A 22709-nucleotide genomic window follows, 5' to 3' on the forward strand; every position below is an offset into this window, starting at 1 on the left:
GCGGTGGTGGAGTGGTCAGCCCGTCGCTCAGTTCGGCGGCGGGGTGATGGAGGTGCGGCAGGGTCGCAGGAGGACGTTGTCCTGGACCTGGCGGGTCTCCTCGACGGTGAGCAGATGGGCGGGCAGCCGCGGTAGGTGCTCGCGCCAGGCGCGGTAGAGGCGGTGGGTTCCGTCGATGAGCAGCGGGGCGGGTGGGGGCCCGCTGATGTCGAGTTGGGCGACGATCACGGGTGTGGTCAGGTCGGTGGTCATGGCGTAGGCCCGGTCGAGTGCGGTGCTGGTCGGGCCGATGAGGCTGACCGCCCGCTGGTGCGGGTCGTCGAGCCGGGTCAGGCCGTACGCGGTCGCCCACGTCGCGACATCGAGGGGCCGGGTGTCGCGGGGCGTGGTGGCGATCAACGCCTGTGCGGCGTCGATGGAGAACACCCAGGGCCCGAAGTGGAACCACTGCGGCTGTCGGGGGCGAGTCATGTGCCGCGTCCGTTGTTGGTGAGGTGGGTGTAGATCGCGACGCAGCGCAGGATCAGCTCGTGTGAGGGCAGGGTCAGCAGCCGCTGTCGTTTGTCGTCACGAAGCTGGTCCCAGATGAGGACGGTGACGGCGGCGGACCACACGTCCACGATCACGCCGTCGATCTTGGCGTGCTGGCGGTCGGCGACGATGCGTTGCAGGGTGTCGATGAGCGTGGCGTCTCCGGGTGGGTGGTTGGCGTCATCGGGTCGCTGGGCCTCGGGGAGCAGGGTGTAGCAGTCCTCGCAGGTGTCATCGATGCGCGGTGGGTCCTCGGTCTCCCACCGCTGCACGTCGGCGGCAAGGAGTCCGCACACCGACTGCCGTAGGTCGCGGGGGTGGCGGATGTGGCCGCTGATGGCATTACCTTCGTTCATCAGAGGTCCCCTTCCGGGAACGCTTTGGCCGCTTGTCCCTTGAGGACTGATATGAGACGGCGTCCCGGGAGGGTGGCCTTGGAGGCCCGACGCCCACAAGGGTGTCGTCCCGCGAGGACTGGTCCATCAGCACGGCGCCGCGCCTTCGGTCTGTACGCACAGTCACGATGTGAAGGGGTGGTGCGATGCTGGGGGTCGGTATCGACTGGGCGGAGGAGTTCCATCTGGTCGCGGTGGGCCGTCCGGGTGAGGGTGTGGTCGAGGTGGCCCGGGTGGAACACACTCCGGCTGCGGTGGCGGCGCTGGTGGCGCGGATCGCCGGGTTGGAGCCGGACCCGGCCGAGGTGCGGGTGGTCATCGAGACCCGGCATGGGCTGCTGGTCGAGGCCCTGGTCGACGCCGGGTACACGGTGTTGCCGGTCAACCCGGACCTGGTGGCCCGCCGGCGTGGGCCGGCGCGTAAGAAGGACGACGCCGAGGATGCGCGGATCGCCTGCCTGCTCGCGTTGGACCAGTACAGCGATCTGCGGGCCTTGATCCCGCACGGGGAACTGGCCGGAGAACTGCGCGCTATCGCCCGCGACGACATCCGGGCCTGCCGTGACGAACGCAGGTTGCTCAACCGGCTGCGCGCCGACCTGGCCGCGGTGTTTCCGGCCGCGCTGGCCATCGCCGGTGACGATCTGGGGAGCCCGGTGGTGCTCAAGCTGCTGCAACGCTGGCCCACCGCCGACGAGTTGGCCGCCGCCAGCCACGACGAGGTCGAGGCCCTCGCCCGGGCGGCCAAGCATGGTTGGCCGCACCGGCTCGCCGACCGGGTCACCCAGGCCCTGACCGGTGATCACTTCCAGCCCCGCGACTACCTCATCCGCGCCAAGGCCGACACCATCCGGCTGGCCTGCGCCCAGTTGTTGCTGCTGCGCGAGCAACGCCGCAGCTGGCACCGACGCATGGGCGAACTGCTGCTGGGCGACCGGCGTCGAGGACGCGCCAAACAGCCCGGTGATAACCGGGGGCCGGCGGTTCCTGGCGGCGAGATCTACCTCAGCTTTCCAGGGCTCGGAGATCGACTCGCCACCAGGATCGCCGGTGAAATCGGCGACGCGATCGGACAGTTCGACACACCGAACGCGCTGCAATGCTACGCCGGCAAGGCCCCGGTCACCCGCCGCTCCGGCAAGAGCGAGCTCGTCGTCGCGTCCCGGCTGGCCTGCAACCGCTACCTCGCCGACGCCGTACAGCAGTGGGCCTTCACCAGCCTGCGCACCTCCGGCTGGGCCCGGGAGTTCTACGACACGCAACGTAGTCGAGGAAGAAAGCACCACGCCGCACTGCGAGCGCTGGGCAACCGCTGGCTGGAGGTCCTGTGGCACTGCCTGACCAAGAACACCCCCTACGACGAGAACGTCCACGTCGCCAACCGCAACCGCGCACTCGGCCGGGTCAACCAGCCCTCGAAACTCGCTGCTTGACCCGGGGGTTGACAAAGGGTGTCTGATGACCGGCGCCTGCCTGGTGATGGCCGAGCCGGGCGGCCACCGCGACGCCCGCTACCTGGTCGAGACCATCCGCCGCGAGCGCATCACCACCGTGCACTTCGTCCCGTCGATGCTGCGGGTCTTCCTGGCCGAGGACGGGGTGGCGGACTGTCCCGGCCTGCGCCGGGTGCTGTGCAGCGGCGAGGCCCTGCCGCGTGAGCTGCAGGAGCGGTTCTTCGCCGTCTCGACGGCCGAGCTGCACAACCTGTACGGCCCGACCGAGGCGGCCGTCGACGTCACCGCCTGGGCGTGCCGCCGCGACGGCGACCCGAGGCCGGTGCCGATCGGCCACGCCATCGCCAACACCCGCATCCACGTGCTCGACCAGCTGTTGCAGCCGGTACCGGCCGGCGTGGCCGGTGAACTCTGCATCGGCGGGCGGAACCTGGCCCGGGGCTACCTCAACCGACCGGACCTGACCGCGGAGCGGTTCGTCGAGCACTCGTTCGACCCGGCCCTCGGTCAGCGCCTCTACCGCACGGGCGACCTGGCGCGGTTCCGCGACGACGGCGCCGTCGAGTACCTGGGCCGCCTCGACCACCAGGTGAAGCTCCGCGGTCACCGCATCGAGCTGGGCGAGATCGAGCAGACGCTCACCGACCACCCGGCCGTTCGCGACGCCATCGTCACCGCCCGGCCGTACGGTGGTGACCAACGGCTGGTGGCCTACCTGTCCGGCGACGAGCCGCCCGCCGCCGGCACCCTCATCGCCCACCTGCGGCAGCGGCTGCCCGACTACATGGTGCCGGCCGTCTTCGTCACGCTGCCGGCGTTCCCGCTGCTACCGAACGGGAAGGTGGACCGCTCGGCGCTGCCCGAGCCGGAGCTGTCGCGGCCCGACCTGGCCAGCCCGTACGAGGCCCCGCGTGACGATCTGGAGCGGACCGTCGCCGCGGCGTGGAGCCGGCTGCTCGGCATCGAGCAGGTGGGTGTGCATGACAACTTCTTCGAGCTGGGCGGCCACTCGCTGCTGATGGCGGAGCTGCGCGGCGCGCTGCAGGACACCATCGGCCGGCCGGTCACGCTCGTCGAGCTGTTCCAGCATCCGACCGTGCGCGCGCTGGCCGAGCACCTGGCGGCCGCCCCGGCCGCCGATCCGCTGACCGCCGCCCGCGAGCGGGTGGCCGGCAGGCGGGCGGCGCTGGCGGAACGCCGCCGGAGCGCCGCGCGCCGCGCAAGATCCGTACCGAATCCACAGGGGAGTGACCAGTGAGCGACTCGATCGACGACCTGTCCCAGGTGGCCGTCATCGGCATGGCGGGACGCTTCCCGCAGGCCGCCGACGTGGAGGCCTTCTGGGCGAACCTGGTGGCCGGGAAGGAGGGCATCTCCGCCTTCTCGGCGGACGAGCTGCGCGCGGCCGGGGTCGACCCCGCGCTGGTGAGCCGGCCCGGTTACGTACGCGCCAAGGGGGTCCTCGACGGCGCCGACACCTTCGACGCCGGCTTCTTCGGATACAGCCCCCGCGAGGCGGAGCTGATGGATCCCCAGCATCGGGTCCTGCTGGAGTGCGCCTGGGAGGCGCTGGAGTCGGCCGGCTACGACCCGCAGGCGTTCCCCGGCCGGATCGGCGTCTTCGCCGGCGCCAGCCTGAACACCTACCTCCTGTACAATCTGATGGCCAACCGCGGCGTGATCGAGGCGCTCGGCCCGTACCAGACCCAGCTCGCCAACGACAAGGACTTCCTCGCCACCCGGGCCGCGTACAAGCTCGGGCTGCGCGGGCCCGCCATCACCGTGCAGACCGCCTGTTCCACCTCGCTGGTGGCGGTTCACCTCGCCTGCCAGAGCCTGCTGTCCGGGGAGTCCGACATCATCCTGGCCGGCGGGGTGTCGGTGAACGTCCCGCTGCGTAACGGATACCAGTACGAGCCCGGCGGCATCCTGTCCGCGGACGGGCACTGCCGGCCGTTCGACGCCGCGGCCGGCGGCACCGTCATCGGTAACGGCGTCGCCCTGGTCGTGCTGCGCCGGCTCGCCGACGCGCGCCAGCACGGCGACATCATCGACGCGGTGATCCGCGGATCTGCGGTGAACAACGACGGCGCGCTCAAGGTGGGCTACACCGCGCCGTCCGCGGACGGCCAGGCCGAGGTGATCGCCGAGGCGCTCGGCGTCGCCGGCGTCGCGCCGGAGACGGTCGGCTACGTGGAGACCCACGGCACCGGCACGGCACTCGGTGACCCGATCGAGATCGCCGGCCTCACCCGCGCCTACGGCGAGGAAGCCGCGACCCGTGGCTCCTGCGCGATCGGCTCGGTGAAGAGCAACATCGGCCACCTGGACGCGGCTGCCGGCGCGGCCGCCCTGATCAAGGCGACCCTCGCTCTCAAGCACGAGGCCATCCCGGCCAGCCTGCACTACGACCGGCCCAACCCGGAACTGGCGCTGGAGACGAGTCCGTTCCACGTGAACGCCGTGCACCGGCCGTGGCCCCGTACCGACGAGCCGCGCCGGGCCGGGGTGAGCTCGTTCGGCATCGGCGGGACCAACGCCCACGTGGTGCTGGAGGAGGGTCCGCCGGCCGTACCGGCGGAGCCCGGCCGCCCCTGGCAGCTGCTGCCGCTGTCGGCGCGTACCGACGCCGCCCTCGCGCAGGCCGCCGAGCGGCTCGCCGACCACCTCGAGGCGCATCCCGACGACGAGCTGGCCGACGTGGCCTTCACTCTGGCCACCGGGCGCCGAGCCTTCGAGCGGCGGCGCGCGGTGGTGGCCGTCGACCGCGCTGACGCGGTACGCCGGCTGCGCCGGGCCGCCGGTACGCCGGGTACCGCCGGTCGGCCGGTGAAGGTGGCCTTCCTCTTCCCGGGACAGGGCACCCAGTACGCCGGCATGGCCCGCGACCTGTACGACGAGGACCCGGTCTTCCGGTCCGAGCTGGACCGCTGCCTCAACCTCTTCCCCCCGGCAGTACGCGCGGCGCTGTTCCCTGCCGGCGAGCCGCGGGCCGACCTGACCGAGACCGAGCTCGCCCAGCCCGCCTTGTTCGCCGTCGAGTACGCCCTGGCCCGTACCCTGATCGCGGCCGGCGTCGAGCCGCACGCGCTGGCCGGCCACAGCATCGGCGAGTACGTCGCCGCCTGCCTCGCCGGCGTGTTCCGCCTCGAGGACGCGGCCGCCCTGGTCACCGCGCGGGGCCGGCTCATGCAGGCCACGCCGCACGGCGCGATGCTGGCCGTCTTCCTGCCCGAGGCCGAGACCGTGGAGCTGCTCTCCGACCGGCTCGACCTCGCCGCCGTCAACGGCGCCGCGCTGTGCGTCGCCTCTGGGCCGGGCGACGCCGTGGACGACCTGGAGCAGCAGCTCAAGACCCGGGGCGTCGGCTGCCGCCGGCTGCACACCTCGCACGCCTTCCACTCGGCGCTGGTCGAGGACGCGGTGCCACCGTTCGTCGCGGAGGTCGGCGGGGTCGCGTTGCACCCTCCGACGATCCCAATCTGTTCCAACCGCACCGGAACGTGGCTCGAGGACGACCAGGCCACCGACCCGCAGTACTGGGGCGCACACCTGCGCTCCACCGTGCGCTTCGCCGACAACCTGAGCACCCTGCTCGCCGATCCCGACCTGATCCTGCTCGAGGTCGGCCCGGGCGACTCGCTGACCACCTTCGCCCGGCGGCATCCCCGCTGGACGGCGGAGCGTGTCGCGGCCGGCACCATGCCCCGGCCCGGCGAGCAGCGGGTCGACCGGCAGGCCCTGCTGGAGGGGCTGGGCACCATCTGGGCCGCGGGCGCCACGCTCGACTGGTCCGCCGTGTGCGAGGCCGACCGCCGCCGGCGGGTACGCCTTCCCTCGTACCCGTTCCGGCGCCGCCGCTACTGGGTGGAGCCCGACCGCCCGGAGACCTCGGGCCCGGCCACGCCGGCGGCCTCGTCGCCGACCTACCGCCCGAGCTGGCGACGGTTGCAGCCGGGCCGCCCCGGCGTCGACGACGGCCCCTGGCTGCTGCTCGGCGCGGAGCTGCCCGCGGGCCGGGCCCTCGCCGGGTCGCTGCCCGCCGTCGTACGCGTCCGCGCGGGCAGCGGCTTCGCCCAGGACGGCCCGGACGCCTTCACCGTCGACCCGACCGACCGCGACGACCACCGGCGGCTCCTCGACGCGCTCGGCGACCGCCGGCCGACCCGGGTCGTGCACCTGTGGAGCCTGGCCGTGGAACCCGGCACCGACCTGGACCGCGCCGAGGCCCTCGGATTCCACAGCGTGCTGGCGTTCGCGCAGGCGCTCGCCGACCGGCCGGACCAGTTGGCGCTCACCCTGGACGTGCTGACCCGCGGCGTGTTCGGCGTGACCGGCGACGAGCGCCTGCAACCGGAGAACGCCACCCTGGTCGGCCCGTGCACCGTCGTCCCGCAGGAGGTCCCCGGCGTCACCTGCCGGCTGCTCGACCTCACCGGGACGGGCGTCGAGTCGCTGGCCGACGCCCTGCGGTCGGCGCCCGCCGAGCCGGTCCTGGCCCGGCGGGGCAGCCACTGGTGGACCCGCACCTTCGACGCCGTCGACCTCGACCCCGGCCCGTCCACCGGCCGGCTGCGCGACCACGGCGTCTACCTCATCACCGGCGGCCTGGGCGGCATCGGCCTGGCGCTCGCCGAACACCTGGCCCGTTCCGTGCGGGCCCCGGCGATCGGCCTCCTCGGGCGGACCCCCGTCCCGCCCGAGGAGGCCTGGTCGCAGTGGCTGGCCGAGCACGACGCCGACGACGCCACCAGCATCCGGATCCGCCGGCTGGAAGGGCTCCGCCGCCTCGGCGCCCGTGCGGTGGTGCTGCCCGCCGACGTCACGGACCTCGCGCAGACCACCCGCGCGGTCGACGAGCTGCGGTCCCGCTTCGGCGCGCTGTCCGGCGTCATCCACGCGGCCGGGCTGCCGGCGAGCGGTCTGCTCGCCGGGAAGTCACGGGCCGACGCCGACGCGGTCCTCGCCGCCAAGACGCGCGGCACCCTGGTCCTGGACACGGTGTGCGGCCGCGACCCGCTCGACTTCTTCCTGCTCTGCTCCTCGCGCACCGCGATCCTCGGCGGGCCGGGCCAGCTGGACTACTGCGCCGCCAACGCCTTCCTGGACACCTTCGCCGCCGCGCGCGACGGGGTGACGGCCGTCGCGTGGGACACCTGGCGCGACACCGGGATGGCGGCCGACCCGGCCGGCGGGACGGCCGTCGCCCATCCGCTGCTGCAACGCCGACTGCGCAGCAGCCCGACGGTCGAGACCTTCCGCACCACCATCAGCACGGCCGACAGCTGGATCGTCGACGAGCACCGGATGCAGGGGCACGGGCTGGTCCCGGGCACCACCTACCTGGAGATGGTCCGGGCCGCCGTGGCGCCGTACGCCGACGGCCGGGAGATCGAGTTCCGGGAGGTGCTCTTCACCTCGCCGGTGATCGTCCCGGACGACCAGGAGCGCGAGATGCTCACCACCGTCGAGCGCGGCGACGACGCCGTGCTGAGGTTCCGGGTGCACAGCCGGGGGGCCGCGGGACGGCAGGAGCACTGCACCGGAACGGTCGTGCTGCACGACCCGGTGCGGCGGCCGCCGCGCGCTGCCGCTGACCTGCTCGCCGCCTGCGACGTCCAGGAGGTGATCGAGGGGGAGGCCGCGCTCCGCCGGCGGCTGCGCCTCGACTTCGCCGCCGAGGGCGGGCTCATCCGGTTCGCCGTGCACGGCCGGTGGCGTAGCCTCAGCCGCGTCCACGTCGGCACCTCGGGAATGGTCGCCGACCTCGAACTGCCCGAGCGGTACGCCGGCGACCTGGACACCTACCTGCTGCACCCGGCCCTGCTCGACGTGGTCGGCGGCGCGTCCCGGGTGTACGCCGCCGAGGGCTACTACCTGCCGTTCTGGTACGGCAGCCTGCGGTTCGTCCGGGGCCTGACCACCCGGATGGTGTGCCACATCCGGGTCAAGGAGGGCGACTCGTCCGGCGAGACGCTCACCTGCGACGCCGACGTCCACGACGAGCAGGGCCGGCTGCTCGTGCAGATGCGCGACTTCGTCATGAAGCGGATCCACGAACCGGCGGCGATGCGCGACGAGGTCGAGCGGGCCGCGTCCGCCCCGCCGCAGCCCGTACCGTCCGGCCTGGCCACCCTGACCGACCCGACCGGTGGGCTGACCGTGGCCGAGGGGACCGACCTGTTCGACCGGATCCTGGCGACCGACCCGCGCCCCGAGCAGCTTGTCGTCTCGACCCGCGACCTGGCCGCGGCGCAGCGGGCGGCCGCGGCCATCGACCCGGCCCGGCTGGCCGCCGAGCTGGCCGAGGTGGCGGCACCGTCCGTCCTGCACCCCCGCCCCGACCTCGACGTCCCCTACGAGGAGCCCGCCCCGGGCGCCGAGGCGGACATCGCCGCCATCTGGCGCGACGCGCTCGGCATCGACCGGATCGGCCGCCACGACGACTTCTTCGCGCTGGGCGGCCACTCCCTGGCCGCGGTTCAGATCGGCACGAAGCTGCGTGCCCGGTTCGGGGTGGACCTGACCCTGCGCGACTTCTTCGACCAGCCCACCGTGGCGAACACGTCCAGGCTGATGGCCGGCGCCGCGGACACGCCGGCGCCGGCGCCGATCGAACCCATCGCCGACGGCGTGAACGAGCTCTCCGACGACGAGGTGGACGCCATGCTGCGCGAGCTGCTGGCGGCCGAAGGGGGAAGCGAGGCATGACCATGCCCGATCTTGACGGCCTCTCCGCGGCCGACAAGCGGCGGCTGCTGGCCGAGCGGCTGCGTACGCGGGCGCGCGAGTTCCCGCTCTCCTTCCCGCAGCAGCGGCTGTGGTTCCTGGAGCAGCTCGTGCCGGGCGGGGCCGCGTACAACGTGCCGATCGCGGTGCGCCTCGACGGGCCGCTCGACCTGGACGTGTGGCGGCGTTGCTGCGACGAGATCGTGCGCCGGCACGCCGCGCTGCGTACCACCTTCGCCGAGGTGGACGGCGAGCCGGTGCAGCGGGTCGCGGCCACCGGGCGGGCCGACCTCGCGGTGGTCGACTGCGCCGGCGACGACGTGCAGCGCCTCGTCCAGCAGGAGGTGCGGAAGCCGTTCGACCTCGGTACCGGCCCGCTGCTGCGGGTGCGGTTCTTCCGGGTGGCGCCGCGGGAGCACATCCTCGTGCTCAGCGTGCACCACATCGTCGCCGACCTCTGGTCGGTGGCGGTGACCGTACGCGAGCTGGTCACCCTCTATCCGGCGCTGCGCGACGGCCGCCCGTCCCCGCTGCCGGACCTGCCCATCGAGTACGTCGACTTCGCCGCCTGGCAGCGCCGGCAGCTCGAAGGCCCAGGTCTCGCCGACGACCTCGCGTACTGGGCGGCGGCGCTGGACGGCGCGCCGCCGGTGCTCGACCTGCCCACCGACCGGCCACGACCGCCGGTGCAGACCTCGCGGGGCGGGTCCACCCCGTTCCGGCTTTCCGGTCCGCTGACCGAGCGGCTGCGCGCGTTGACCCGCCAGGAGGGCGCGACGCCGTTCATGACGATGCTCGCCGCGTTCACCGCGCTGCTGTCGCGCTACAGCGGTCAGGACGACGTCGTGATCGGCGCGCCGATCGCCAACCGGACCCGGCCGGAGATCGAGGGGCTGGTCGGCTTCTTCGTCAACACGTTGGCGCTGCGCGTGGACCTCTCCGGAAACCCCACCTTCCGTGATTTGCTGTCCCGGGTCCGGACCGCCTGCCTCGGCGCGTACGCGCACCAGGACCTGCCGTTCGAGCGTCTCGTCGAGGAGCTGCACCCGCAGCGGGACCTGTCCCGGTCACCGCTGTTCCAGGTCTCCTTCGTCTTCCAGAACATCGAGGTGCCGGCGCTGGACCTCGGCGGGCTGCGGGTCAGCCCGTACACGGTCGCCAGCACGACCGCGCGTTTCGACCTGGAGCTGCAGGTCTTCGACCGGCCCGACGGGCTGGGCGGCTGGTTCGAGTACAACGCCGACCTGTTCGACGGCGCCACCATCGAGCACCTGTCCAGGGCGCTGCACCGGCTGGTCGAGCACGCCACCGCAGCGCCGGACCAGCCGGTCGCCCGGCTCGACCTGCTGAGCGAGGACGAACGCCACCGGCTGGCGCGCGAACCCAACGACACCCGCCGGCTGTGGGCCGACCTGTCCTGGCCGCACCTCGAGGTCGCCGCCCGCGTACGGGCCGATCCCGACGCCGAGGCGCTGCGCTGCGGTGACCGGTGCCTGACCTACGCCGAGCTGGACCGCCGGGCCAACCAGCTCGCGCACCACCTGCGCCGGCTCGGCGCCGGGCCCGGGGACCTGGTCGGGATCTGCACCGAGCGCAGCCCGCAGATGCTGGTGGCGATGCTCGGCACCCTCAAGGCCGGGTGCGCGTACGTCCCGCTCGATCCGACGTACCCGGTCGAACGCCTCGCGTTCATGATGGCCGACTCGGGGCTCAAGACCCTGCTCACCGAGGGCGACCTCGCCGACCGGCTGCCGGAGCCACCGGCCGTGGTGGTCCGCCTCGACGGGGACGCGGACGCGCTCGCGGCCGAGGACACGGCGGCGCCGGACGTCGAGGTCGCCGGCGACGACCTGGCCTACGTGATCTACACCTCCGGCTCCACGGGGCGACCCAAGGGTGTGCAGATTCCGCACCGGGCCCTGGCGAACTTCCTGCGCTCGATGCGCGAGCTGCCGGGGATCACCCCGGCGGACACCCTGCTCGCCGTCACCACGCTCAGTTTCGACATCTCGATGCTGGAGCTGCTCCTGCCGCTCACCACCGGCGCGCGGGTGCACCTGGTCAGCCGGGAGGTGGCCGCCGACGGCGCCCGGCTCGCGGCGGCGCTGATCGCCTCGGGGGCCACCCTGATGCAGGCCACGCCCTCGACGTGGCGGCTGCTGCTGGACGCCGGCTGGACGCCACCGGCCGGGTTCCGGATGCTCTGCGGCGGGGAGGCGCTGCCCGAGGACCTGGCCCGGCGGCTGGCCGGTGCCGGCGGGGAACTGTGGAACATGTACGGCCCCACCGAGACCACCATCTGGTCGGCGGTGTCGCGGATCACCGGCGGGGTACGGCTGGGCGAGCCGATCGCCAACACCGAACTGCACGTCCTCGACGCGTACAGCCGACTGGTGCCACCCGGCGTACCCGGTGAACTGCACATCGGCGGCGCGGGGCTGGCCCGCGGCTACCTCGGCCGGCTCGAGCTGACCGCTGAGCGGTTCGTTCGGCATCCCTTCCCGATCGGACTGGGTGACCGGCTCTACCGCACCGGCGACCTGGTGCGGCGCCGTGCCGACGGCGGCCTGGAGTTCCTCGGCCGGATGGACCACCAGGTGAAACTGCGCGGTTTCCGCATCGAGCTGGGTGAAATCGAGACGCTGTTGGCGCAGCAGCCGGCGGTCCGGCAGGCGGTCGTGCTGGTACGCGAGGACACCCCCGGCGACCAGCGCCTGGTGGCGTACGTCGTGGCCGACGAGCTGCCGGCGCAGCCGGACGAGCTGGACCAGTGGCGCAGCATCTGGGACTCCGCGTACGACGAGGCGGCGCCGCAGGTCGACCCGACGTTCGATATCAGCGGCTGGAACAGCAGCTACACCGGTGAGCCCATCCCCGCGGTGCAGATGCGTGACTGGGTGGACCGGACCGCCGAGCTGGTGCTGGAGCGCGCGCCGCGCTCGGTGCTCGACGTCGGGTGCGGAACCGGCCTCATCCTGCACGCCGTGGCCCCGCACTGCCGCCGCTACTGGGGCACCGACTTCTCCACCGTCGCGCTGGACCGGCTGCGGCGCTCCGCCCGCTATCCCGGCGACGTCCAGCTGCACGAGTGCGCCGCCGACCAGCTCGACCGGCTGCCGGACCAGCTCTTCGACGTCGTCCTGCTGAACTCCGTCGTCCAGTACTTCCCGGACGGGGAGTACCTGGCTCGGGTGATCGAAGGGGCACTGCGCCGGCTCGCCCCGGGCGGCGCCGTGGTGATCGGCGACGTCCGCAGCCTGCCGCTGCTCGAGGCCTTCCACACCTCGGTCGAGCGCCACCGGGCCGAGCCCGGTGACACCGAGGACATCCTCGCCGCGCGGGTACGCCGCCGGGTGGCCGAGGAGGAGGAGCTGGTCATCGACCCGCGCTACTTCCTGGCCCTGCGCGACCGCATCCCCGGCATCGCCGACGTCCGCGTGCAGCCCAAGCGCGGCGGGTTCGACAACGAGCTCACCCGCTTCCGGTACGACGTCGTACTGGCCGCCGGCGCGGCCGTTGCTGCGGTGCCGTGCCCCTGGCAGGAGTGGACCTCCATGGGGGCGTTGCGCGCGCAGTTGGGCGGCGACATCGTCGCCGTACGGGGCGTGCCGAACGCCCGGGTGCTGCCCAACGGTGGCGTCGACCCGGAGGACCTGGTCCGCTTCGCCGAGGCGGCCGGCTACCGGGCCGAACTGGACTGGTCCGACCACGGCCCGGACGGCGCCTACCATGTCGTGCTGCGCCGGCCCGGCGCCGCGGACCACCCGGTCGCCGCGGCGCAGCCGTCGCCTGCGGACCGGCCGCTGTCGGCCTATGTCAACGGCACCGCCGCCCGGCGTGCCCGCAAGCTTCAGCCGCGGCTGCGCGCCGCACTCGCCGAACGGCTGCCGGAGTACATGGTCCCGTCGGTGTACGTGTTCCTGGACGCGCTGCCGCTGACGCCCAACGACAAGGTCGACCGCCGCGCGCTGCCCGCCCCCGACCGGCTGCGCGCGAGCCTGCGCACGCCGTACGAGCCGCCCCGCGACGACCTGCAGCGCGCGCTCGCCGACATCTGGGGTGAGCTGCTGCGTGTGGACGGGCTCAGCGTGCACGACGACTTCTTCGACCTGGGCGGCCACTCGTTGCTGGCCACCCAGGTCATCTCGCGGATGCGGGCCCGCCTCGGCGTCGACGTGTCGCTGCGGGATCTGTTCGAGCATCCGACAGTCGCGACGCTGGCCGGATGGTTGACCGCCCGGGGTCCGGTACCGGCCGCCGTGCCGACGGCCGTCGAACCGGTGCCCCGCGGCGGGGACCTGCCGCTGTCGTTCGCCCAGGAGCAGTTGTGCGTCGACTTCCCGGTCCCGCCGCAGGACGCCTTCCACACGGTGGTGACCGCCGCGCGCCTGCGCGGGCCGCTGGACGAGGACGCCCTGGGCCGGGCCCTCGATCACCTGGTGCGACGGCACGAGACGCTGCGCACTCGGCTGGTCACCCGGCCGGAGGGGCTGGTGCAGGTGATCGACGAGGAGGGGTTCTGGCCGCTGACCCGGGTACGGCTCGACGAGGCCGACGCCGCGGACCCACTGCCCGCCGTCCGGCGCGTGCTGGACGAGGAGGCGGATCTGCCCTTCCCGCTGGCCGACGGTCCGCTGGTCCGGGCCCGGCTGATCACGGTGGACGACCGGGACCGCGTGCTCATGCTCGCCATCCACCACGCCGTCACCGACAACTGGTCGTACGGGGTGCTGCTGCGTGAGCTGGCGGTGGCGTACGACGCGTTCGCCGACGGGCGGGACCCGGGCCTGCCGCCGTTGCCCGTCCAGTTCGTCGACTTCGCCGCCTGGCAGCGCCAGGAGTACGCCTCCGGCGCGTGGGACCGGCAGGCCCGCTACTGGCGCGACCGGCTGGCCGACCTGCCCCCGACGCCGTCGTTTGTCGTCGAGGACCTGACGGCCGACGAGGCGCTGCCCGCGTCCCGCCACGACTTCGTGCTCGGCGCGGAGCTCACTGCGGGCCTTCGGGCGCTGGCCAACCGGGAGAACGCCACGCTGTTCATGGTGCTGCTGGCGGCGTACGACGCGCTGCTGGCCGCGTACACCGACAGCCGTGACCTGGCGGTCGGCTTCCCGACGGCCGGCCGCGACCGGCCGGAGGCCGAGAACCTGATCGGCTACCTGGTCAACTCCCTGGTGGTGCGCGCCGACCTCGGGGGCGACCCGAGCTTCCGCGAGCTGACGGCGCGGGTGCGGGAACGAACCCTCGAGGCGCACGCCCACCACACCGTCCCGATGCAGCCGCTGCGGCGCGAGATGCCCGCCGCGCGCGACCGGGTGCGGCTGGGGTTCAACCTGCTCAACGCGCCGCTGCCGCCGACCGTGCTGCGCGGCGTACGCCTCGAACCGGTGTCACCCGACGACGGCTGGGTCTTCGTGCACGTGCCGCCCGGCCTGCGGCCGGCGGAGGTGGACCTCGGCCTGATCGTGATGGAGGACGCCGGCGTGCTGCGGGGCCTGTGGCTGCATGCCGCCGACCGCGTCGACGCGCGCCTGGTGGGTCGCCTGCGACGCCAGTGGGGCCGGCTGCTGGAGATGGTGGTGGCCGACCCCGACCGGCGGATCGAGGAGCTGGGACGGGTCCTGCGCGCCGACGGGGCGGGGGAGCCGAGATGAGCGAGAAGTGGTTCTGGGCCCGCCGTCCGCGGCCGGCCGCGTCGACCCGCCTGGTGTGTCTTCCGTACGCCGGCGGAGCGGCGACGGCCTACCGGACATGGGCCCACCTGGCACCCAGTCACGTCGAGGTGTGCCCGGTCGAGCTGCCCGGCCGCGGCGTGCGGATGGGGGAGGAGCCGTACCGCCGGCTCGCACCGCTGGTCCGGGCACTGGCCGATGCGCTCGAACCGTTGCTCGACCGGCCCTACGCGCTGTTCGGCCACAGCATGGGTGGCCTGCTCGCCTTCGAGCTCGCCCGGCTGCAGCGCCGCCGCGGCCACCCCGCGCCCGCACACCTGTTCGTGTCCGCCTCGCCGGCCCCGGGACGGCGCCACGAGTCCACGGTGCACGACGCCAGCGACGCCGAGGTGAAGGCCCGGCTGCGCTCGTTCAACGGCACCCCGCCGGAGGTGCTCGACAACGAGGAGCTGATGGCGCTGGCGCTGCCGATCATCCGCGCCGACTTCGCCGTGCTGGAGACCTACGAACTCGTGGACGAGCCACCGCTCGACATTCCGCTCACCGTGTTCGGTGGCATCCACGACCGCACCGTCCAGCCGGCCGACCTTGCGGGCTGGCGTGACCACGCGACGAGCGTGCAGCTGCGGATGCTGCCCGCCGGCCACTTCTTCCTCGACGAGCTGGCGCCGGAGCTGATCCGGTTGATCACCGCCGGGGTCGGCCCCGTCCGTCATCCGGTTCGGTAGCGCAGCGTCGGGCTTGCGTGCCGGCACGCAAGCCCGACGGCCCGCCGGTCGGGCAGGTCACGGGCCGGCGCTCGGCCCGGCCGCCCGCTGCTCGGTGGGTATCGCCTCCAGCGCTTCTCGCGCGTACTCGCCGATGGGCCGGGTGCGGCCGTCGTCGTGCCACTGTTCGAGGGCGCTGAAGTAGACACCGAAGATGTAGGTGCGCGCCAGGACCCGGGCCGGAACCGGCCCGTGCCCGCGGTCGGCCAGGGCCGCGGCGATGCGCTCGACCATGGCGTCCATCGTGGCGTACACGGCCGCCCGGACGGCGGGTTCCTCCAGCACGTAGCGCATCCCGCGCCACGGCCCTCCGTCGCCGGCGCTGGCCGCGAGGCGGGTCATCGTGCCGGGCAGGTCGTCGAGGTCGAAGACCTCGTCGAAGCCGTCCGCCCCGACGGCCGCGAACGGGTCGACGGTGAACAGCCCCTCCTTCGAGCCGAAGTAGCGGTAGAAGGTGGACGGTGACACCGCCGCTTCCCGCGCGATGTCGTCGATGGTGACGTTGTGGAACCCGCGAGAGTCGAAGAGCTCCATGGCCGTGTCCTGGATTGCCCGGATCGCGGCCATGCGATTGCGTTGACGCAGGCTGAGCGGCATGTCGTTGAGTGTAGCGATGTGAAACTCTTACTCAGAAAGCAACCAACTATCAAGGTGATAGTAGCTGTCAGAATTTGCTACGATGCCGGTATGGACGCGATCGCGGTGCGAGGTGTGCGCAAGGTGTTCGGCGGCACCGTCGCGTTGAACGGCCTGGACCTCACGGTCACCGAGGGCGAGGTGCACGGCTTCCTCGGGCCGAACGGGGCGGGCAAGAGCACGACCATCCGGGCCCTGCTCGGCCAGCTACGGGTGGACGCCGGTGAGGCGAAGATCTTTGGTCTCGACTGCTGGACCCAGTCGGTGGCGGCCCACCGGCACCTGGCGTACGTGCCGGGGGACGTGGCGCTGTGGCCCGGCCTGACGGGAGGGGCCTGCATCGACGTCCTCGGCCGGCTGCACGGAGGGGCGGACCCGCGCCGACGGCGGGAGCTCATCGAGCGGTTCGAGCTCGACCCGACGAAGCGCACGCGCACCTACTCGAAGGGCAACCGACAGAAGGTGGCGCTGATCGCGGCGCTCGCCACGAACGCCGACCTTCTCCTGTTCGACGAGCCGACCTCGGGGCTGGACCCGCTGATGGAGGAGGTCTTCCAACAGTGCGTCCGGGAGCTCAAGGACGGCGGTCGGACCGTCCTGCTGAGCAGCCACATCCTCTCCGAGGTGGAGGTCCTGTGCGACCGCGTCAGCATCATCAGACGCGGTGCGGTGATCCGTACCGGAACGCTCACCGATCTGCGCAGCCGTACCCTCACCCGGGTCACCGCCCTGACCAGGCACCCGCTGTCCGGCCTGGAGCAGCTCGACGGTCTCGTCGACCTCGCCGTGACGACCCGGCCGGACGGCACCCACGTCAGCTTCCGCGCCGGCCCCGCGGCGCTGGCCGCGGCGGTCGGCTGCGTCGCCGCCGCCGAACCGGCCTCGCTGACGGTGCAGCCGCCCAGCCTCGACGAGCTGTTCCTCACCAACTACCGCAGTGACGTCCCGGACGCCGTCGCCGGGAGCGCGGCGCGATGACCGGATACTGGCGCTGCCTGGCGCTGAGCCTGCGCACCGGCTACACCCAGGTCCTCGGCTGGCCCCTGCTGGTGGCCGCCCTCGTGGTCGCGAGCGCGGCCACCATCAACGACACGTACCCCGACCAGGCCAGCCGCGACCGGTACGCCGGGGCGTACGAGCTGCTGAACGGCAGCGCGGCGTTGCAGGGTCGGGGGTACGACCTGCACACCCTGGGCGGCATCCTGGTCAACGAGATGGGCTACCTGACCCTGATCATGATTCCCCTGATCGGCGTGCACCTCGCGATCCGGTTCACCCGCAGCGTCGAGGACACCGGACGGCTCGACATCCTCACGTCGTACCCGGTCCACCGGCTGGCACCGGCCGCGGCCGGGGTGACCGCCGCCGCGGTCGCGGCGGCACTGACCGCCGTGATGACCGCGATCGGGCTGTCGGCGCTGGGTTACCCGCCCGGCGGGTCCTGGCGCTACGCCGGCGGGCTCGCGATCTTCATGCTCGTCTTCACCGGGGTGGGCACCCTGATCGCCCAGTGCTGCCGAACCGCCCGGACCGCCTACCTGCTCGCGGCGGGTGTCTGGCTGATCAGCTACCTGGCCCGCGCGGCGGTGGACGCGCAGCAGTGGGACGCGACCGGGTGGAATCCGCAGTCATGGCTGGCCGAGATCCGGCCGTTCGCCGCCGACCCCCCGTTGTGGCCCTGGCTCGCCGCCGGCGCGCTCGCCGTCGGCCTGTTCGCCGCCACCGCCGCGGTCGCCGTCCGGCGTGACCAGGGAGCCGGCATCATCGCCCCACGGCCGGGTCCGGCCACGGCGCCGGCCTGGGTCCGTTCCCCCTTCACCCTCCTGGTACGGCTCACCGGCGGTCTCGGTGCCGGCTGGGTCGGGGCGAGCGCGTTGTTCGCCTTCGCCTTCGGATACCTGACCCCCCAGATCAACCACCTGGACGCCGCCACGAAGGCCGAGCAGAGCGCCACCGTCGACGCCACCCTGACGATCTTCGTCCAGCTGACCGCGCTGCTCGCCGCCGCCGCCGGGATCCAGATCGTGCAGTGGCTGGCGGCCGAGGAGACGGCCGGCCGGGTGGGCTACAGCCTGTCCACCATGGTGAGCCGGTGGCGGTGGTGGACGTCCACCACGCTGCTGGCGACGATGTGGTCGATGCTGGTCCTGCTCTGCGGTGGTCTCGCCACCGGTCTGGGCCTCCAGGCGGGCTTCGGCGAGGGCCACTACTTCGGCAAGGGGCTGACCGCCACCCTGTCGTACGCCGCCGCGGTCGTGCTGCTGACCGGCGCCGCCGTGGCCGTGCATGCGCTGAGCCCCAGAGCGGTTCCCGTCGCGTGGCTCGCCGTCGGCTGGGGCCTCGTCGTCTGCCTCCGTGCCGACCTGCTCAAACTCCCGTCCTGGGCGCGTCAGCTCTCCCCGGTGCACTGGATCGGCGCGGTTCCCCGCGACGCCTGGCACCGGCCCGCGGCCCTCGCCATGGCCGTTGCCGCCGTCGCTCTCGTCGCCGTGTCGGCGGTGCGCTACCGCTGGCGGGACCTCGAAGCCGGGTGACCTCCGCCGCATGAGCGCGGCCGCCGTGGATTCCGACTACGCGGCTCGGCCCCCGTCCCGCTCCGACCGCCAGTCGGCGGACAGGTCGACGTCTTCGCTGGGGCGGTCGAGGACGCCGTGTGCGGCGATGGCGTGTCCGCTGGCCAGTGCGAACCCGTACCGGCCGCCGACCTGCAGGGCGATCTGCGCGTGCCGGCGGTGGATCGGCGGGCTCTGGCCGGCCACTATGCGGCTTGTCGGCGCGAGCTGACCAGTTCGGGGAAGCGTGCTTCCCACAGGTGGCGCACCTGTGGGGCAACACGAGGGTGGGCCACAGGCGTAGCAGGACAAAGATGAGCGGGAGCAGGACCCGCACTTGCTCCTGGTGCGCTGAAGAAGGGCACGACAAGCGGTCGTGAAAATCTCCCAACGTGGGGCAGTTGCAGCGTCCTACCGCGGGCACGACAAGCGCAACTGCCCGCGCAAGTGAACCGCCGCGACGGCTGATCGCAGCGGCTGTGGGCGCGGCGACCGGGTGGGCGGGCCGCCGGCGCTGGCGGTTCGCCGCAGGCGAGGGACACGCATCCATTTAGGGCCCAGCAGGCGGTGCCACACGAACTGCTCCAACAGGTGATTGTCGAGAGTGGAGCACCGCCGACGATCAGCCGACCTGACCCCCCGCATTTCCGGTTCGTCGTTCGAGGGGTGATTCGCGAGAGCAGAATCGAAGCCTGCGATCGTGGGAACCGGGCGCCGCCCTGCAGACGGCAGTTCGACGACTGGTCGATCCACCAGGTCAGCGAACTCTCGGCGGTGACATCGCACCAGTGAGATCATGCAACTTGTCCGGCGAGCCTGCGAAGGCAAGCAGTGGGTGACTAACGAGTACAAGTTGACGCTGATGGGGGGATCTCCCGTTGGAGCATCGCGTCGGGCGAGGACCGCAACGTAGATGCGGGCGGGTCGGAGACGGCGATGTACAGCTGCGCTCGACCACTGCGTAGGGCCGATGCGACAGGATCATCCGAGCGCGACCACTCCTGACACCCAATGCGGTGTTCCGATCGCGGGCGTGCGCGGGGAGCAGTCGCCGAGACTCGCCCTGAACAGGGTCGGCTCCGCCTGAAAGTTCAGCCGGCGTTGACAGGTGAGGCGACGCCGGCGGGCGTGAGCACGGCTGCGGGGTTGGGGGCGCTCGTCGGAGCGGCCCTTGCCGCGGCTCATGTTCTCCTCGGAGAATCATCAGAACTTCGTCAAGTATCCGACTGATGGGGGTGCGAGGCTGCGGCAAGGCGATCCGTCCGGTCTCAGGTTCGCCCGTCGATGTTCTCCGACCGCGACGCGCCAGAGTGGGGTGACCGAAGATGGGCAGACGTCGCGGCGACAAGGCGATCGTCATCGGAGCGAGTGTGGCGGGCCTGGTGACCGCACGAGTTCTGAGCGATCACTTCGACCGGGTGACGATCCTGGAACGCGATCGTCTGCCTGACGAGGCGGTCGTGCGGCGTGGCGTACCCCAGGGTCGGCACGCCCATGTGCTTTTGACCGCCGGCCAGAAACTAAGTGACGTCTGGTTCCCCGGGCTCGCCGGCGACCTTCTGGCGGAGGGAGCGGTGCTTTTCCGTACCAGAGATGTGTTGTGGCATCAGGGAGGTGCCTACTGGGTGAGGCCTGATCCCGGCCGCCCTGGGCTGTCGATGAGCAGGCCACTGCTCGAGAGAGCGATCCGCAGGCAGCTACTGCTGGAGCGGTCCAATGTTTCGATCGTCGACGATGTGGCGGTGGACGGTCTCATCCTGAACGGTGACCGGGTGGTCGGTGTCCGCTCCGACGAGTCAGAGCACCGGGCGGACCTCGTCGTCGGATGCACCGGCCGCAACACCAGATTCCTCGACCACCTGGCCAAGGCCGGTTATCCCGTGCCCGAGGTTTCCGCCATCCCGATCGATGTGACCTACGGGACTCGGCTGATGCGCCGGCGACCAGGCACGGAGAACAGCGTGCCGATTTTCGTTCTCGGCGACCCGGCTGGCGATCACCGGGTAGGGACTGCACTGCCTGTCGAGGGCGATCGATGGATAGTCACCCTCGGCGCCGTGCACGGCGAGGAGCTTCCCACTGATCCGGACGAGTTCGAGGAGTTCGCCAGCACCCTGCCCGCACCCGTACTCGCCGACATACTGTCCGGGGCCGAGCCGTTGGGCCCGGTCCTGGTGCAAGGGCTAGCGACCAGCCAGCGCCGCCATGTGGAGAGGCTGCGGCGAACTCCAGCGGGATTCGTCGTTCTGGGAGACGCCATCTGCAGTGTCAACCCCATCTACGGGCAGGGGATGTCAACGGCAGCCATTCAGGCGGAGGCGCTGGGTCAGGCCATCGAACGGCATGGCGGTACCTCCCCGGCGCTGCCGCGGGATTTCTATCGGAGAGCGGCAAAGGCCATCGACATGCCCTGGCGGATGGCCGCCGGGCCTGCCTTCACGGGGCGCGGCTCCGGTATAGCCGGGACCATCAGTGCCACGATCGGGGGCTGGTATTTCGACAGGGTGATCCGGGCGTGCCACACGTCGGTCCGGGTCTCTCGTCGCATGGTTCAGGTGCAGAACCTGACGGCCCGTCCGGCGACGCTGGTCACTCCGGCCATGATCGTCCGGGTCCTGTTGTCGTCGCGGCGGTCCCCGGCCCGGAGTGACGCCCGGCGAACGACCGACAGGGCCATGTCGAACCGGCGACAGTGATCGGGCTCAGGGACCGGGAGCGGTCCCCGGGCTCAGGCCAGGAACCTGTCGATGTGGAACAGGAATTCGGCCCAAGCCGGTTCAACGGCGGTCAGCAGGTGGTTCCGGCTCTCCAGGAACACCAACTGGCTGTCCGGGATGAGGGCGGCCAACTCGCTCGCCTGCGAGGCAGGAACCCGGGCGTCGTCGCGGGAATGGATGACCAGGGTCGGGCACTCGACCCGGTGAGCGATGTCGGAGACGTCGATGTCAGCGAACTCTTCGAGGAATCGAACTCCGTTCTCCGGTGAGGTCGTCTGCCGCTGAAAGGCGATGAAGGCCTCACACTCCTCAGGCCTGCCGTCCGGCAGGAACTGAGACGCGAACACCCGGAGGAAGCTGGGATCCTGGTGTATCCACCCCACCCGGGCCAGGTCCAGATCGAGTGCCGCCGCGGCGCGTTCGGCGTCGTTCGATGCACGGACCTGTCGTCCACGTGCATAGGCGCCCGCGAGGATCAGCCGGCTGACCCGCTCGGGATGGCGCACGGCATAGGCGATCGCCACCGCGCCGCCCTGCGATACGCCCAGCAACGGAAACTGATCAAGGCCCATCGCGTCGGCCACGGTCTCCAGATCGTCGACCCAGTCTTCGAAGGTGAAGCTCGGCACGTCCCAGTCGGACAGGCCGCAACCCCGCTCGTCATAACGAATCAGCCGTCGGTTACGGGCGAGCCCGTCGAGCCAATGCGACCACAACGGAGTGGTCCGCTCGAGGTCGAGGTGAGTCATCCAGTTGGCCGCCTTGAGCAGGGGCTGCCCCGACCCGATCGCCGCGTATGCGATCCGGGTGCCGTCCTCCGCGTTGCAGAACCGGATCGTCTGCCGGTCTATGCTGACCGGTCGGCCCGGCCAGCTGCCGGAGGCCTGGCGGGTTTCGCTCGCCGACGGCGAGCCCGCCGGCGTGGTCGGGCTGACGAACTGGTAGCCGCGCCGATGTACGGTTCGGATCATCTGCTGCCGGCTGCCACTGTCCCCGACGGCCAGGCGCGCTGTCCTCAACCCGGTCGTGAGGGCGGCCTCGCTGACGAATCGGTCGCCCCACACCTCGTCCAGCAGTTCGTTCTTCGTCACCACCCGGTCCCGGTGCCGGACCAGATGGCACAGGAGATAGAGGGCCCGCGGCTCCACATGAACCAACCTGCCCGCGTGCACCAGCTCATGCCGGTCCAAGTCCAGTTCGTACTCACCGAAGCGATAGCTGTCTCCCACAATGCCCGAAGCCTACTGTTCGCGACA

At 72.1% G+C, this 22709-nt stretch carries 13 protein-coding genes; 8 read left to right on the top strand and 5 right to left on the bottom strand.

The features are described 5' to 3' along the window. Positions 1-27: 27 nt before the first annotated feature. Entirely contained in the window at positions 28-471 is a 444-nt protein-coding gene (locus O7624_RS26920) for a hypothetical protein (protein WP_282237772.1), read from the bottom strand. Then, entirely contained in the window at positions 468-887 is a 420-nt protein-coding gene (locus O7624_RS26925; protein WP_282237773.1) for a hypothetical protein, read from the bottom strand. The genes O7624_RS26920 and O7624_RS26925 overlap by 4 nt, the downstream gene beginning before the upstream one ends. A 185-nt stretch (positions 888-1072) precedes the next feature. Here O7624_RS26925 and O7624_RS26930 point away from each other — a divergent pair, with 185 nt between their 5' ends. From O7624_RS26930 to O7624_RS26950, 5 genes are read left to right on the top strand one after another with little or no spacing between them, the layout of a single operon-like run. Continuing rightward, positions 1073-2359: a transposase gene (locus tag O7624_RS26930; protein ID WP_282237774.1), complete on the top strand. Its 1287-nt coding sequence runs from the start codon at positions 1073-1075 to the stop codon at positions 2357-2359. A 25-nt stretch (positions 2360-2384) separates the two neighbouring features. Further along, positions 2385-3638: a non-ribosomal peptide synthetase gene (locus O7624_RS26935; protein WP_282237775.1), complete on the top strand. Its 1254-nt coding sequence runs from the start codon at positions 2385-2387 to the stop codon at positions 3636-3638. After that, on the top strand, positions 3635-9091 hold the full coding sequence (locus tag O7624_RS26940; protein WP_282237776.1) for a type I polyketide synthase: 5457 nt from the start codon (positions 3635-3637) through the stop codon (positions 9089-9091). The genes O7624_RS26935 and O7624_RS26940 overlap by 4 nt, the downstream gene beginning before the upstream one ends. Further along, complete coding sequence (locus O7624_RS26945; protein ID WP_282237777.1) at positions 9088-14763, top strand: non-ribosomal peptide synthetase; 5676 nt, start codon at positions 9088-9090, stop codon at positions 14761-14763. The genes O7624_RS26940 and O7624_RS26945 overlap by 4 nt, the downstream gene beginning before the upstream one ends. Further along, positions 14760-15509 carry an alpha/beta fold hydrolase gene (locus O7624_RS26950; protein WP_282237778.1) on the top strand — a complete coding sequence of 250 codons (750 nt, stop codon included), beginning with the start codon at positions 14760-14762 and terminating at the stop codon, positions 15507-15509. The genes O7624_RS26945 and O7624_RS26950 overlap by 4 nt, the downstream gene beginning before the upstream one ends. Before the next feature lie 57 nt (positions 15510-15566). Here O7624_RS26950 and O7624_RS26955 read toward each other — a convergent pair whose 3' ends face one another. Then, a complete protein-coding gene (locus O7624_RS26955) occupies positions 15567-16145 on the bottom strand; it encodes a TetR/AcrR family transcriptional regulator (RefSeq protein ID WP_080648942.1) in 579 nt (192 codons plus the stop codon). Positions 16146-16235: 90 nt separating this feature from the next. Between O7624_RS26955 and O7624_RS26960 the strand changes: the two genes are divergently transcribed. Both O7624_RS26960 and O7624_RS26965 read left to right on the top strand, forming a co-directional pair. Continuing rightward, complete coding sequence (locus O7624_RS26960) at positions 16236-17162, top strand: ABC transporter ATP-binding protein (RefSeq protein WP_282237779.1); 927 nt, start codon at positions 16236-16238, stop codon at positions 17160-17162. Then, positions 17159-18718, top strand: coding sequence for a hypothetical protein (locus tag O7624_RS26965; RefSeq protein WP_282237780.1), 1560 nt, complete (start codon positions 17159-17161; stop codon positions 18716-18718). Before O7624_RS26960 ends, O7624_RS26965 begins: the two co-directional genes overlap by 4 nt. A gap of 36 nt (positions 18719-18754) precedes the next feature. Here O7624_RS26965 and O7624_RS26970 read toward each other — a convergent pair whose 3' ends face one another. After that, complete coding sequence (locus tag O7624_RS26970; protein ID WP_282237781.1) at positions 18755-18994, bottom strand: hypothetical protein; 240 nt, start codon at positions 18992-18994, stop codon at positions 18755-18757. 1067 nt (positions 18995-20061) lie between these two features. On the opposite strand from O7624_RS26970, the gene O7624_RS26975 reads away from it, so the two are divergent. Further along, positions 20062-21432, top strand: coding sequence for a hypothetical protein (locus O7624_RS26975; protein WP_282237782.1), 1371 nt, complete (start codon positions 20062-20064; stop codon positions 21430-21432). Positions 21433-21464: 32 nt separating this feature from the next. On the opposite strand, the gene O7624_RS26980 is transcribed toward O7624_RS26975, so the two are convergent. Further along, positions 21465-22682 (bottom strand): alpha/beta fold hydrolase, encoded by a 1218-nt coding sequence (locus tag O7624_RS26980; protein ID WP_282237783.1) that lies wholly within the window; start codon positions 22680-22682, stop codon positions 21465-21467. Positions 22683-22709 lie beyond the last annotated feature (27 nt).

Source organism: Verrucosispora sp. WMMD1129, from assembly GCF_029581255.1.
Taxonomy (GTDB): domain Bacteria; phylum Actinomycetota; class Actinomycetes; order Mycobacteriales; family Micromonosporaceae; genus Micromonospora; species Micromonospora sediminimaris.